This is a genomic window from Escherichia sp. E2562 (assembly GCF_005781075.1).
GTDB lineage: Bacteria > Pseudomonadota > Gammaproteobacteria > Enterobacterales > Enterobacteriaceae > Escherichia.
Map to the genome: position 1 here is coordinate 211,996 of NZ_VATM01000003.1, position 14,097 is coordinate 226,092.

14 protein-coding genes, 1 pseudogene and 1 other annotated feature are annotated in these 14,097 nt (G+C 51.0%); of the genes and pseudogenes, 3 read left to right on the forward strand and 12 right to left on the reverse strand.

Features of this window, described 5'->3' with window-relative positions:
* Positions 1-129 precede the first annotated feature (129 nt).
* The 6 genes from thrC to yjjY all read right to left on the reverse strand — a co-directional run bounded on the left by thrC (position 130) and on the right by yjjY (position 6,399).
* A complete protein-coding gene (gene thrC / locus FEK43_RS04895; protein ID WP_130259599.1) occupies positions 130-1,416 on the reverse strand; it encodes a threonine synthase in 1,287 nt (428 codons plus the stop codon).
* Positions 1,417-2,349, reverse strand: a complete 933-nt coding sequence (gene thrB / locus FEK43_RS04900) for a homoserine kinase (RefSeq protein WP_131161271.1) — start codon at positions 2,347-2,349, stop codon at positions 1,417-1,419.
* 1 nt (position 2,350) lies between these two features.
* Entirely contained in the window at positions 2,351-4,813 is a 2,463-nt protein-coding gene (gene thrA, locus FEK43_RS04905) for a bifunctional aspartate kinase/homoserine dehydrogenase I (protein ID WP_135406033.1), read from the reverse strand.
* Between the two features lie 25 nt (positions 4,814-4,838).
* Positions 4,839-4,958 (reverse strand) — a sequence feature (Thr leader region).
* Entirely contained in the window at positions 4,894-4,959 is a 66-nt protein-coding gene (thrL, locus tag FEK43_RS04910; protein ID WP_001386572.1) for a thr operon leader peptide, read from the reverse strand. It overlaps the preceding feature by 65 nt.
* A 213-nt stretch (positions 4,960-5,172) precedes the next feature.
* Positions 5,173-5,859, reverse strand: coding sequence for a tRNA/rRNA methyltransferase (locus FEK43_RS04915; protein ID WP_130204806.1), 687 nt, complete (start codon positions 5,857-5,859; stop codon positions 5,173-5,175).
* 399 nt (positions 5,860-6,258) lie between these two features.
* The gene (yjjY, locus tag FEK43_RS04920) at positions 6,259-6,399 is read right to left on the reverse strand and encodes a protein YjjY (protein WP_057696375.1); all 141 of its coding nucleotides are present in this window, start codon (positions 6,397-6,399) and stop codon (positions 6,259-6,261) included.
* 95 nt (positions 6,400-6,494) lie between these two features.
* Between yjjY and arcA the strand changes: the two genes are divergently transcribed.
* Positions 6,495-7,211 (forward strand): two-component system response regulator ArcA, encoded by a 717-nt coding sequence (gene arcA, locus FEK43_RS04925; RefSeq protein ID WP_001194358.1) that lies wholly within the window; start codon positions 6,495-6,497, stop codon positions 7,209-7,211.
* A gap of 48 nt (positions 7,212-7,259) precedes the next feature.
* Here the strand turns inward: arcA and creD are convergent, their stop codons facing one another.
* The 4 genes and pseudogenes from creD to creA all read right to left on the reverse strand — a co-directional run bounded on the left by creD (position 7,260) and on the right by creA (position 11,269).
* Positions 7,260-8,612, reverse strand: a complete 1,353-nt coding sequence (gene creD, locus FEK43_RS04930; RefSeq protein ID WP_130259597.1) for a cell envelope integrity protein CreD — start codon at positions 8,610-8,612, stop codon at positions 7,260-7,262.
* 57 nt (positions 8,613-8,669) lie between these two features.
* Positions 8,670-10,094: a two-component system sensor histidine kinase CreC gene (creC, locus tag FEK43_RS04935; protein ID WP_135408861.1), complete on the reverse strand. Its 1,425-nt coding sequence runs from the start codon at positions 10,092-10,094 to the stop codon at positions 8,670-8,672.
* A complete protein-coding gene (gene creB / locus FEK43_RS04940) occupies positions 10,094-10,783 on the reverse strand; it encodes a two-component system response regulator CreB (protein ID WP_130259595.1) in 690 nt (229 codons plus the stop codon). Before creB ends, creC begins: the two co-directional genes overlap by 1 nt.
* A 12-nt stretch (positions 10,784-10,795) precedes the next feature.
* Positions 10,796-11,269 (reverse strand): annotated as a pseudogene (gene creA / locus FEK43_RS04945) (protein CreA).
* A 210-nt stretch (positions 11,270-11,479) separates the two neighbouring features.
* On the opposite strand from creA, the gene robA reads away from it, so the two are divergent.
* On the forward strand, positions 11,480-12,349 hold the full coding sequence (robA, locus tag FEK43_RS04950; RefSeq protein ID WP_130204798.1) for an MDR efflux pump AcrAB transcriptional activator RobA: 870 nt from the start codon (positions 11,480-11,482) through the stop codon (positions 12,347-12,349).
* Here robA and gpmB read toward each other — a convergent pair.
* Positions 12,346-12,993: a 2,3-diphosphoglycerate-dependent phosphoglycerate mutase GpmB gene (gpmB, locus tag FEK43_RS04955; RefSeq protein ID WP_130259594.1), complete on the reverse strand. Its 648-nt coding sequence runs from the start codon at positions 12,991-12,993 to the stop codon at positions 12,346-12,348. The genes robA and gpmB overlap by 4 nt on opposite strands.
* A 50-nt stretch (positions 12,994-13,043) precedes the next feature.
* Here gpmB and yjjX point away from each other — a divergent pair, with 50 nt between their 5' ends.
* Positions 13,044-13,565: an inosine/xanthosine triphosphatase gene (gene yjjX / locus FEK43_RS04960; protein ID WP_135408859.1), complete on the forward strand. Its 522-nt coding sequence runs from the start codon at positions 13,044-13,046 to the stop codon at positions 13,563-13,565.
* A gap of 194 nt (positions 13,566-13,759) precedes the next feature.
* Here yjjX and trpR read toward each other — a convergent pair whose 3' ends face one another.
* Entirely contained in the window at positions 13,760-14,086 is a 327-nt protein-coding gene (gene trpR, locus FEK43_RS04965; RefSeq protein WP_064530383.1) for a trp operon repressor, read from the reverse strand.
* Positions 14,087-14,097 lie beyond the last annotated feature (11 nt).

Sequence of the window (14,097 nt, forward strand, 5' to 3'; positions counted from 1 at the left end):
TCCAATCTAAGTCACCGCATTTATTGAAAATTTCTCCTTTTTTTCTGTCGATTTTTCTCATATTTTCTCCACAAAAAAGCCGAGCTGTATAAACACAAGCCCGGCTATTTTTTCGGAATTTAATAGATATTAATTATGATTCATCATGAGTTTGCGCAGCGCAGCAAAATCGGCAGGCAAACTATGTGAAAGTAAGGGTAAATCAGCACGTTCTGCCAGCTCTTTTGGCAGTTCCAGCGTTTCACCAAGAATCACTTCCACGCTCTCTTTAAACTTCGCCGGGTGCGCGGTGCCGAGGAACAGACCATATTCTCCCGGATGAAGCTGGTCACGCAGCGCACGGTAAGCCACGGCAGCATGCGGTTCCGAGGTATAGCCCAGTGCTTTTAACTCACGCATTGTCTGTCGGGTGGTTTCATCATCCACCGCCGCATAACCCAGCTCCTTCAGTTGCCAGATTTTACGGCGGAACAACTCTTCCACTCGCGGCCAGTTGTTTGGCTGGCTGACATCCATCGCATTGGATAATGTCGCCTGGGTAGCTTTAGGCACCCAGTGCCCGTCGTGCAGGAAACGCGGCACCGTATCGTTAACGTTAGTGGCAGCAATAAAACGTTTCACCGGCAGACCGAGTGATTTCGCCAGCAATCCTGCCGTCAAATCGCCGAAGTTTCCGCTCGGCACTGAAACAACTAGCTGGTTACGCGCTTCCTGCGGCAACTGCGCCACGGCTTCAAAGTAATAGCAAATCTGCGCCAGCAAACGACTGATGTTAATAGAGTTAGCAGAGTTCAGTCCCAACGCCACTTTTAGTTCTTCATCATCGAATGCCTGTTTAACAAGAGCCTGGCAGGCATCAAAATCGCCGTCGATGGCGACGGTTTCAATATTGCCACCCAGCGTACAGAACAGTTTTTCTTGCAGTGGACTGATTTTGCCGTGCGGGTAAAGGATGACCACTTTAACGTTCGGTAAACCGTAGAAAGCGTGAGCCACAGCCGCTCCGGTGTCGCCGGAAGTCGCAGTCAGAATAGTCACTGGCTTATCGCCCGCAATATGGGTCAGCATTTGCGCCATAAAGCGACCGCCGAAATCTTTAAATGCCAGCGTTGGCCCGTGGAACAACTCCAGACAACCGACGTCATTTTCAACTTTGGCAACCGGAGCCGGGAAAGCGAATGCCGCGCGCACGCGCTCTTCCAGAACTTCCTGTGGGATCTCATCACCAATAAACGCCGAGAGGATCTTCGCGCTGCGAGTGACGAAATCCAGTTTCAGCATCTCATCAATTTCGGTCAGGCTGAATTCCGGTAGCTCATGAGGGAAAAACAACCCCTGATTTTTGCCCAATCCCTGCGTTACGGCTTGCGCAAAACTGACCTGCTCGTTGTGATCTTTCAGATTGTAGAGTTTCATTTAGTTTTCCAGTACTCGTGCGCCCGCCGTATCCAGCCGGCAAATATGAACAAAACCTTCCTGATTTTGCAGGTAATTCTTACCTAACCAGTCGGCAACTCGCTGGGCGGTATCCTGTTTATCGCACAGGGCGAACAAGGTCGGCCCCGAGCCGGAGATACCGCTCGCTAGCGCACCGATTTCCGCGACCGCCTGTCGTGCCTGTCTGAAACCTGGCAGTAAACGTTCACGATACGGCTCGGCGATAACATCTTTCATCAGCTTTGCGGCCAGATCAGGCTGGCGGGAATAGCAGGCATGAATGAAGCCCGCCAGGTGTCGCCCGTGAGCAATGCAATCCTGGCGGCGATACTGCGCCGGTAAAATAGCCCGTGCTTCTGCCGTCGAGACTTTAATCCCCGGATACGCTAACACCCATAACCACTCATCAAATCCTGGTACCTGCTGGCTGATGATGCCGTTTTCTTCGATCATCAACTGCATGCCGCCAAGAAAACACGGTGCTACGTTGTCGTAATGAATGCTGCCGGAGATACGCCCTTCCAGTTCGCCCATCAAGGCCAGCAGGCGGGTATCATTGAGCGGCTTACCACAGTGTTCATTCATCGCCACCAGCGCCGCGACCACCGAACAGGCGCTGGAACCTAAGCCAGAACCGATCGGCATATTCTTTTCCAGGGTCATCGCCACCGGAATTTGCTTACCCACTTCCTGGCAAAAACGCTCCCAGCACTGATAAACGATATTTTCCTGCGGTTCTGACGGCAGCTTGCCTGCAAACCGTCCAAGATTGTTGAGACTGAAGCGCTCTGCTGACTCAACCGTCACTACATCTCCCAGCAAGGAACCATCAACAGGCACCACCGCCGCCCCGAGCACATCAAACCCGACGCTCATATTGGCACTGGAAGCCGGAGCATAAACCTTAACCATTTTAGACTCCTAACTTCCATGAGAGGGTGCGCAGCAGATCGGCAAAGACACCGGCAGCTGTAACGTCATTACCCGCACCGTATCCGCGCAGGACCAGCGGCAGTGGCTGATAATAGTGGCTATAGAAGGCCAATGCGTTTTCGCCGTTTTTCACTTTGAACAGCGGATCGTTGCCATCCACTTCAGCAATCTTCACGCGACAGACGCCATCTTCATCAATATTGCCAACATAGCGCAAAACTTTTCCTTCATCACGGGCCTTCGCTACGCGCGCGGCAAAGAGATCGTCGAGCTGTGACAGATTCGCCATAAAAGTCGCAACATCGCCTTCCGCGTTAAACTCTGCGGGCAGCACAGATTCGATTTCGATATCCGCCAGTTCCAGTGATCGTCCTGTTTCACGAGCGAGAATCAACAGCTTGCGCGCCACATCCATACCAGAAAGATCATCACGCGGGTCCGGTTCGGTATAGCCCATTTCTCTTGCCAGCGTGGTGGCCTCGGAGAAGCTCATCCCTTCGTCTAACTTACCGAAGATGAAAGAAAGCGAACCAGAAAGAATGCCAGAGAATTTCATCAATTCATCACCCGCGTTGAGCAGGTTTTGCAAGTTCTCAATGACCGGCAACCCCGCACCGACGTTGGTGTCATAAAGGAATTTACGCCGTGATTTTTCCGCCGCGTAACGCAGCTGATGGTAGTAATCCATCGACGAGGTGTTGGCCTTTTTGTTCGGGGTCACCACATGGAAACCTTCGCGCAGGAAGTCGGCATATTGATCCGCCACCGCCTGGCTGGAAGTGCAATCGACAATCACCGGATTCAGCAAATGATATTCTTTCACCAGGCGAATTAAGCGCCCAAGGTTGAACGGATCTTTGGCTTGGGCCAGTTCTTCCTGCCAGTTATCCAGGTTAAGGCCATGCACATTAGTCAGCAGCGCCTTCGAGTTAGCAACGCCGCAAACGCGTAAATCGATGTGTTTGTTCTTCAGCCAGCTTTGCTGACGCTTCAGTTGCTCCAGCAGCGCACCGCCAACGCCACCGACGCCAATCACAAACACTTCGATAACCTGATCGGTATTGAACAGCATCTGGTGGGTAACGCGTACGCCAGTGGTCGCATCATCGTTATTTACCACGACAGAGATTGAGCGTTCAGAAGACCCTTGAGCAATGGCGACAATGTTGATATTGGCGCGGGCCAGCGCAGCAAAGAATTTCGCCGAGATCCCACGTAAGGTACGCATACCATCGCCCACCACCGAGATAATGGCCAGCCGTTCAGTGACCGCCAGCGGCTCCAGCAAACCTTCTTTCAGTTCCAGGTAGAACTCTTCCTGCATCGCGCGTTCAGCACGCGCACAGTCGCTTTGTGGTACGCAGAAACTGATACTGTATTCGGAAGATGATTGCGTAATCAGCACCACTGAAATGCGGGCGCGTGACATTGCCGCAAAGACGCGCGCCGCCATGCCGACCATTCCTTTCATCCCCGGACCAGAAACGCTGAACATTGCCATGTTATTCAGATTGGAAATGCCCTTGACCGGTAATTCGTCCTCATCACGGCTGGCGCCAATGAGCGTACCTGGTGCTTGAGGATTTCCGGTATTTTTAATCAGGCAAGGGATCTGGAACTGAGCGATAGGGGTAATGGTGCGAGGGTGAAGAACTTTAGCGCCGAAGTAGGAAAGCTCCATCGCTTCCTGGTACGACATCGACTTCAACAGCCTCGCATCGGGCACCTGACGCGGGTCGCATGTATAGACACCGTCGACATCCGTCCAGATCTCGCAACAATCGGCGCGTAAACAGGCGGCCAGTACCGCGGCGGAGTAGTCAGAACCGTTACGTCCCAGCACCACAAGCTCACCTTTTTCATTACCGGCGGTAAAACCAGCCATCAGCACCATGTGGTCAGCCGGAATGCGGCTTGCCGCAATACGGCGGGTGGACTCAGCAATATCAACCGTAGATTCGAGGTAATGACCGATTGCCAGCAACTTTTCGACCGGGTCGATAACGGTAACGTTGTGACCACGCGCTTCCAGTACCCCGGCCATAATGGCGATCGACATTTTTTCACCACGGCAAATCAGCGCGGCGTTGATGCTGTCCGGGCATTGCCCCAACAAGCTAATGCCATGCAGGACATGTTTGATTTGGGCAAATTCTTGATCAACGAACGCTTTCAATTGCGCCAGTGGAAATCCCGGTTGGGCGGTGGCGAGTCCCGTCAGAAGTTCGGCAAAAATACGTTCGGCATCGCTGATATTGGGTAAAGCATCCTGACCGCTAATGGTTTTTTCTATCATTGCGACCAGATGGTTGGTAATTTTGGCGGGGGCAGAGAGGACGGTGGCCACCTGCCCCTGCCTGGCATTGCTCTCCAGAATATCGGCAACCCGCAGAAAACGTTCTGCATTTGCCACTGATGTACCGCCGAACTTCAACACTCGCATGGTTGTTACCTCGTTACCTTTGGTCGAAAAAAAAGCCCGCACTGTCAGGTGCGGGCTTTTTTCTGTGTTTCCTGTACGCGTCAGCCCGCACCGTTACCTGTGGTAATGGTGATGGTGGTGGTAATGGTGGTGCTGATGCGTTTCATGGATGTTGTGTACTCTGTAATTTTTATCTGTCTGTGCGCTATGCCTATATTGGTTAAAGTATTTAGTGACCTAAGTCAATAAAATTTTAATTTGCTCACAGCAAGTTACCAGTTCATAGAGTGCTGGTAGATGCTCTTTTTTTAATCCACACAGAGACATATTGCCCATTGCAGTCAGAATAAAAATCTGAAAACGCTCTTCCTTGTCGTTTTTTATTTGGTGATATTTTTTTCAATATCATGCAATAAACGATGCAACATGGCCGTGTCTCGTTGCTCCAACAGCCCGATGCGTTGTTGTAACCAGTCGACCAGTTTGGTGTCATCTGCCACCGCCAGAGTCGTTAACAATGACATGGCACGTTCACGTAAAGCCTGCAGTTGAAATGGGTCCGCCGTTGCGGCAGATTCCACCGGTTGTTGTATTAATGTTGCTAATTGATAGCAATAGACCATCACCGCCTGTCCCAAATTCAGTGATGGATAATCCGCCACCATTGGCACGCCGGTGAGGACATCAGCAAGCGCCAACTCTTCGTTAGTCAAGCCAGAATCTTCGCGACCAAAGACCAGCGCCGCGTGGTTCATCCATGTCGATTTTTCCTCCAGTAGCGGCACCAGTTCTATCGGCGTGGCGTAGTAATGGTATTTCGCCCGACTGCGCGCAGTGGTGGCAACGGTAAAATCAACGTCGTGTAGCGATTCAGCCAGCGTTGGAAAAACTTTAATATTATCAATAATATCACCAGAACCATGTGCCACCCAGCGGGTAGCTGGTTCCAGGTGTGCCAGGCTATCGACAATGCGCAGCTCGCTAAATCCCATTGTTTTCATCGCTCGAGCCGCTGCACCAATATTTTCAGCTCTGGCAGGTGCTACCAGAATGATCGTTATACGCATGTTGCCACTCTTCTTGATCAAATAACCGCGAATAGGGTGATGAATGTCAACTTATTACGCGGAGAGAATTTACAAATTCGTAACGTAAGTCGCAGAAAAAGCCCTTCACTTAACTTAAAAAAAGCTAAACTATTTCTTGACTATACTAACGGTGCAATTGTTAAAAATTGCTACATATCTTTCTGTTTACTTAGGATAATTTTATAAAAAATAAATCTCGACAATTGGATTCACCACGTTTATTAGTTGTATAAGGCAACTAGTTGTATTATTAAAATAATGTGACGAAAGCTAGCATTTAGATACGATGATTTCATCAAACTGTTAACGTGCTACAATTGAACTTGATATATGTCAACGAAGCGTAGTTTTATTGGGTGTCCGGCACGTCTTAGCCTGTTATGTTGCTGTTAAAATGGTTAGGATGGCAGCCGTTTTTGACACTGTCGGGTCCTGAGGGAAAGTACCCACGACCAAGCTAATGATGTTGTTGACGTTGATGGAAAGTGCATCAAGAACGCAATTACGTACTTTAGTCATGTTACGCCGATCATGTTAATTTGCAGCATGCATCAGGCAGGTCAGGGACTTTTGTACTTCCTGTTTCGATTTAGTTGGCAATTTAGGTAGCAAACATGCAGACCCCGCACATTCTTATCGTTGAAGACGAGTTGGTAACACGCAACACGTTGAAAAGTATTTTCGAAGCGGAAGGCTATGATGTTTTCGAAGCGACAGATGGCGCGGAAATGCATCAGATCCTCTCTGAATATGACATCAACCTGGTGATCATGGATATCAATCTGCCGGGTAAGAACGGTCTTCTGTTAGCGCGTGAACTGCGTGAGCAGGCAAATGTTGCGTTGATGTTCCTGACTGGCCGTGACAACGAAGTCGATAAAATTCTCGGCCTCGAAATTGGCGCAGATGACTACATCACCAAACCGTTCAACCCGCGTGAACTGACTATCCGTGCGCGCAACCTGCTGTCTCGTACCATGAATCTGGGTACTGTCAGCGAAGAACGTCGTAGCGTTGAAAGCTACAAGTTCAATGGTTGGGAACTGGACATCAACAGCCGTTCATTGATCGGCCCTGATGGCGAGCAGTACAAACTGCCGCGTAGCGAGTTCCGCGCCATGCTTCACTTCTGTGAAAACCCAGGCAAAATTCAGTCTCGTGCTGAACTGCTGAAGAAAATGACCGGCCGTGAGCTGAAACCGCACGACCGTACTGTAGACGTGACGATCCGTCGTATTCGTAAACACTTCGAATCTACGCCGGATACGCCGGAAATCATCGCCACCATTCACGGTGAAGGTTATCGCTTCTGCGGTGATCTGGAAGATTAATCGGCTTTACCACCGTCCAAAAAAACGGCGCTTTTTAGCGCCGTTTTTTTATTTCCAGATACGTAACTCATCGTCCGTTGTGACTTCTTTACTGGTTTTCATTTTTGGCAGTGAAAATGCATACCAGTCGATATTCCGCGTCACAAACATCATGCCTGCCAGCGCCACCACCAGCACACTGGTTCCCAACAACAGTGCGCTATCGGCAGAGTTGAGCAGTCCCCACATCACACCATCCAGCAACAACAGCGCGAGGGTAAACAACATGCTATTGCGCCAACCTTTTAATACCGCCTGCAAGTAAATACCGTTCATTAATGCCCCTATCAAGCTGGCAATTACCCATGCCACGGTAAAACCGGTGTGTTCAGAAAGCGCCAGCAAGAGCAAATAAAACATCACCAATGACAGCCCCACCAGCAAATATTGCATCGGGTGCAAACGTTGCGCGGTGAGCGTTTCAAAAACAAAGAAGGCCATAAAAGTCAGGGCAATCAGCAAAATAGCGTACTTAGTCGCCCGGTCGGTTAATTGATACTGATCGGCAGGCGTAGTGACTGCGACGCTAAACGCCGGGAAGTTTTCCCAGCCGGTATCATTGCCTGAAGCAAAACGCTCACCGAGATTATTGGCAAACCAACTGCTTTGCCATTGCGCCTGAAAACCGGATGCACTTATTTCTCGTTTCGCTGGCAAAAAATCACCTAAAAAACTGGGATGCGGCCAGTTGCTGGTTAAGGTCATTTCGCTATTACGCCCGGCAGGCACCACAGAAAGATCGCCAGTACCGCTTAAATTCAGTGCCATATTCAGCTTCAGGTTCTGCTTCCGCCAGTCCCCTTCAGGTAAAGGGATATGCACGCCCTGCCCGCCTTGCTCCAACCCGGTACCGGGTTCAATGGTCAGCGCTGTTCCGTTAACTTCAGGCGCTTTCACCACGCCAATACCACGCGCATCCCCGACGCTAATCACAATAAATGGCTTGCCTAAGGTGATATTTGGCGCGTCGAGTTCGTTAAGACGCGAAACATCGAAATCGGCTTTTAGCGTTAAATCACTGTGCCAGACCTGACCGGTATAAATACCAATCTTGCGTTCTTCCACATTCTGATTACCATCAACCATCAACGACTCAGGTAACCAGAAATGGATAAAACTTCGTTTCCGCTCCACGGTTTTATCCTCTTCCTGCACCGTATAAAGCTCGGTCACAGGAATAGCGATGAGCGGCCCAACGAGTTTTTGCGGCCCGCTGGTACTTTGGCGAATCGCATCTTCCACATCGCTACGGTAATCGGCACGTTCGACAATCACCTGCCGAATCAGCATTATCGGAATCAACAACAGCAATACTGCACCAAACAGGGTGGTCATTTTCCAGAACAGGGGGGATTTCAACATAGTCTTCTCCTTTGCAATGGCGACAGGATATGAAGGCTATGTGGGAAGAATTTGAAGTTATGTGAAGTGACGGTGAAGTCGAAGCGAGGCCAATACGCCGCCTTCCGGCACGTTGCGCAACGTGACTTCGCCATTAAGCAAACGGGCAACTTCACTGACAAACGCCAGCCCCAGACCACTGTTTTTTTGCCCATTCGCACGCGGCAAAGAGTAGAAACGTTCAAAAATACGTGATAGCGCGTAGTCAGGAATACCGCTACCGGTATCCTGCACGTTAAGCGTAACGTGTTCCTGCTCCACCCCAGCACTAAGCGTTATGCAGCCATTCTCGGGAGTAAAATCGATAGCATTATCCAGTAAATTCCCCAGCGCCTGTTCCAGCAACGCAGGTTCAGCAGCAACGTTAACCTCGGTGGACATAACATGCAGAGTGATATTTTTTTCTGCCAACTGCACGGTGCGCGCTTCGCTGACGCGGCGAAATAAAGCCGCCACAGCAACCGCAGAAAGAACGACCTCCTGGCGATTCTCCAGTCTTGCCTGGCGTAATAGCGTTTCCACCAGCGCCTGCATTCGCGCATTTTGCGTCAGAATGTTGTCAGTAAAACGAGCCACCACTTCCGGCGGCGGACCTTCGCGTAAAATTTCCGCCGCGCCACGAATTGCCGCCAGCGGACTTTTCAACTCATGAGTTAACGCGTAGACATACTGCTCAATATAGTTTTTCCCTTCCAGCTTCACGCGCATACTTTCCAGCGCCTGCGCTAACTTACGCAGCTCGCTACTGCCGAGTTCAGGAAGCGGAACGGGCTTATTGTCGGTAACGGAATCAGCATAACGAGTGAGTCGGGCAATGGAGTGGTTGATCCACCAAACCATTCCTGCGCCGATTACCAGCGCAATTCCCAGCAAAATGGCGCTCGCCCATAAAATTCGCCGCTCGCTGCGTTTAATCACCGGCGCCATCGCCGCGTTCGGTTTGCCTACGCTCAAAACGCCAACCAGCCGCGTGCCGTCCATAATAGGTGCGGCAACATACATCACAGAACTTTCGGGATCGGCAGGATTTTGCAACGTACTGCGCGCACCATACTGACCACGCAACGTTAGCCATACGTCATTCCAGCGCGAATAATCCTGCCCGACGGCTTTATTGGCCGAATCAAACAATACTTTGCCCTGCGCATCAGTCATATAGACATGATATTCATTGCGCACTTTGTTGATGCCGCTGATATTGGCGCGAAACGGGCGATTTTGTAGCTGGTTAAATGCCTGCGCCAACTGCCCATGCGTTGGGTCACCAGAGAGCAAATCGGCACGCGCCAGCTCCGCCAGCAACGTTGCCGTATCGATCAACGTCCCTTCCGTCGCCCTTCGCACGCCCGGTTTAACTTCTTTGACAAAAATAGCCAGTACGAACCAGGCGGCTACCGCCACCAGTAAAAAATACCCCAGCAACAGCCGCATGCCGATACGCATTACAGGCTCCTCAGGCTGTATCCCATGCCGCGATGGGTATTGATCGGCGAAAGCTCGGGATTAATAGCGCGCAGTTTGGCACGCAGCGTTTTAATGTGAGTATCGACAGTGCGATCGTAGGTGTCCTGCGCATCTTCCCAGACGCTATCCATCAGTTGCTGACGGGACCAGACGCGGCCCGGCGACTTGAGTAACGTTTTCAGCAACAAAAACTCATACCGTGTTAGCGTTAACGGCGTGTCAAACCAGCTGATCTGCGCCGCGGGTTCATTCAATTCAAAATGACCAATACGGATGACGGGAGACGGCGTTGAGAACTTCTTCACCCGACGCAGTAAAGTGCGCACTCTGGCGCACACTTCGCGGGGTGAAAACGGTTTAGCCACGTAGTCGTCAGCGCCAATTTCCAGTCCAAGCAGGCGATCCACCTCTTCACTACGGGCTGTCAGGAACAGTACAGGTAGCGCCGGATGGATCACCAGCAACTGACGGCACAATTCAAAGCCGCTGATATCCGGCAGACCTACATCGAGAATAATGACGTCGGGAATCTGCTGGCGTGCTTTATCCAGCACCGGCAAGCCTCGCTCAAAGACCTCGACGGCAAAACCTTCCTGCTGCAACATGTAGACCAGCGTGTCGGCTATCCCTTGCTCGTCTTCCACTAACCAGACCGTTTCCCGTTGCATATATCGCCTCTGTTATTGCCGCCACGGCATGACAGGCACCGCGCTAATCGCGTTTTTCGGTGACCCATCAACAACTTTGTCGGAGTAGGCCAGGTAAGCGAGCGCGTTGCGTTTGGCGTCATAGAAGCGTACGACCTGTAACGACTTAAAGACCAGCGACGTACGTTTTTTGAATACCACTTCGCCCTAAGCTTTGCCGTTTTTAATGCGCTCTGACAGTTCAATTGGCCCGACTTGCTGGCAGGAAATAGCCGCATCGGAAGTATCTTCCGCCAGGCCCAATCCCCCTTTAATACCGCCGGTTTTTGCCCGACTCACATAACAGGTGACATTTTTCACATCGGGATCGTCAAAGGCTTCTACGACAATTTTGTGATCCGGGCCGATCATTTTAAATACGGTATCGACCGAACCAATTTCTTCCGCATGTGCCAATGGCCCCAGCATTATCAGGCTTAAAGACAGGATCAAATGCTTGTATTTCATATTGTTACCATTTTTATAAGTTACACAGAGCAATTAGTTCGTCACGGTAAATAACATATTGATTAAGAACAAAATCTCAACACTTTTATTTCCGTCAAGACCTAAAACATACTCTGCTAAGAAAAAAACACTGAATGCTAAAACAGCAAAAAATGCTATTATCCAATTACCTGATGTCAGGTGCTCGTTGTGAAAGGATGAGGATATTTTATGGATCAGGCCGGCATTATTCGCGACCTTTTAATCTGGTTGGAAGGTCATCTGGATCAGCCACTGTCGCTCGACAATGTAGCGGCGAAAGCAGGTTATTCCAAGTGGCACTTACAGAGAATGTTTAAAGATGTCACTGGCCATGCTATTGGCGCGTATATTCGTGCTCGTCGTTTGTCGAAATCGGCGGTTGCACTACGCCTGACCGCGCGCCCAATTCTGGATATTGCGCTGCAATACCGCTTCGACTCTCAACAGACATTTACTCGTGCATTCAAGAAGCAGTTTGCCCAGACTCCCGCACTTTACCGCCGTTCTCCTGAATGGAGCGCCTTTGGTATTCGCCCACCGCTGCGTCTGGGTGAATTCACCATGCCAGAGCACAAATTTGTCACGCTGGAAGACACGCCGCTGATTGGCGTAACTCAGAGTTACTCCTGTTCACTGGAGCAAATCTCTGATTTCCGCCATGAAATGCGTTATCAGTTCTGGCACGATTTTCTCGGTAATGCGCCGACTATTCCGCCAGTACTTTACGGCCTGAATGAAACGCGTCCAAGCCAGGATAAAGACGACGAGCAAGAGGTGTTCTACACGACTGCGTTGGCTCAGGAGCAAGCAGACGGCTATGTACTGACGGGGCATCCGGTGCTGTTGCAGGGCGGCGAATATGTGATGTTTACCTATGAAGGTCTGGGAACCGGCGTACAGGAATTTATCCTGACGGTGTACGGAACCTGTATGCCGATGCTGAACCTGACGCGCCGTAAAGGTCAGGATATTGAGCGATACTATCCGGCAGAAGATGCCAAAGCGGGAGATCGCCCAATTAATCTGCGCTGCGAACTGCTGATTCCAGTACGTCGTTAACGCTGCAGCTCGTCTAATGCAGGGGCGTCCAGATGCGAGATATCCCCTGCGGTTTCAACGACCCAACCAGACGCCAGCCACAGGCTTTCCTGATAATCCACGCGCGAAATAGAACAGTTACGCAGACGTAAGCGGCGTTCTGCCCATGCAGGTAGGCCCAGAATAGTACTCACCAGGCATCCCAGCGCGATACCGTGGCTCACCAGTAGCGGTCGACTTCCCTGCGGCAAATCCCGACAAGATTCCAGTGCAGCATGGACGCGCTCGCTCAGTTCCTGCATTGACTCGCCTTCAGGAATACGCCCGTCAACAGTGCCATTTACCAGTTGGCGACGCCAGTTCTCTTCTTCTTCGGTCAGAGAGTCGATATGTCTTTTTTCCAGCACGCCCATATTTAATTCACGCAGGCGGGAATCAAAGATTATGTCACAGCCGCAAGCCTGAGCGATGATTTCCGCCGTGCGCCGGGTGCGACCTAAATCGCTACTGATGATATGTGTGATTCCAAGCTCTTTGGCACGTGCCGCCACCTGCATTGCTTGTTGCTCACCTTTGGCAGTCAGTGGGCTATCAGACTGACCCTGAATACGTCGCTCGGCGTTCCACTGCGTTTCACCGTGGCGGACTAGGTATACCTGTAACATGCTTTTTTTCCGTATACTGCTGTAACGTTAATTTTTGAGTAATCCTGATTATGCACCATGTTGTCTGTGCGACCACCAATCCCGCTAAAATTCAGGCCATTCTGCAGGCATTTCACGAGATCTTCGGCGAAGGATCCTGCCACATTGAGTCCGTTGCCGTCGAGAGCGGCGTACCGGAACAACCCTTTGGCAGTGAGGAAACGCGCGCTGGCGCACGAAATCGGGTAGAAAATGCCCGCCGTTTACATCCAGAGGCCGATTTTTGGGTGGCGATTGAAGCGGGCATTGATGGTGACAGCACCTTCAGTTGGGTGGTCATTGAAAACGCCAGCCAGCGCGGCGAGGCGCGTTCGGCTACTTTGCCGTTGCCTGCGGTGATTCTGGAGAAAGTGCGTGAAGGCGAGGCGCTCGGCCCCGTGATGTCGCGTTATACCGGTATTGATGAGATTGGTCGTAAGGAAGGAGCCATCGGCGTGTTTACCGCCGGGAAACTCACTCGCGCCAGCGTTTATCATCAGGCGGTGATTCTGGCGCTAAGTCCGTTTCATAATGCCGTGTATCAGCCATTGTAAACCGGATAAGGCGTTCACGCCGCATCCGGCATTCGGTACACAATGCCTGATGCGACGCTGACGCGTCTTATCAGGCCTACCAAACATATTGAAATTGCTGGTATTTGTAGGACGGATAAGGCGTTCACGCCGCATCCGGCATTCGGTGCACAATGCCTGATGCGACGCTGACGCGTCTTATCTGGCCTACAAAATCAATCGCTTTTCAGCAACACGTCTTCCAGCCACTGGCGCAGCTCGACGGGGGCGGCTTTCAGACTGTTAGATCCACGCGTAATGGTCGCGATGCCGGCGCCGAGTTCATTTTTTAACTCGCGCTGGCTCATTTCACCACGCAGCAACTCTTCGACGATACGCACGCGAGTCCCCAATGCTTCGCGCTCATCTGGCGTCAGCATCAGATTTAACAACGGTAAATGGAGATCGTTTTCGTAGGCATTCTTAAGCAGGTCGACAAAACGTAACCACTCCTGGTGACGCTGTTCTGCCATCGCTGCTGAATAGGGTGATTGTTGGGCCATAATATGTCGCC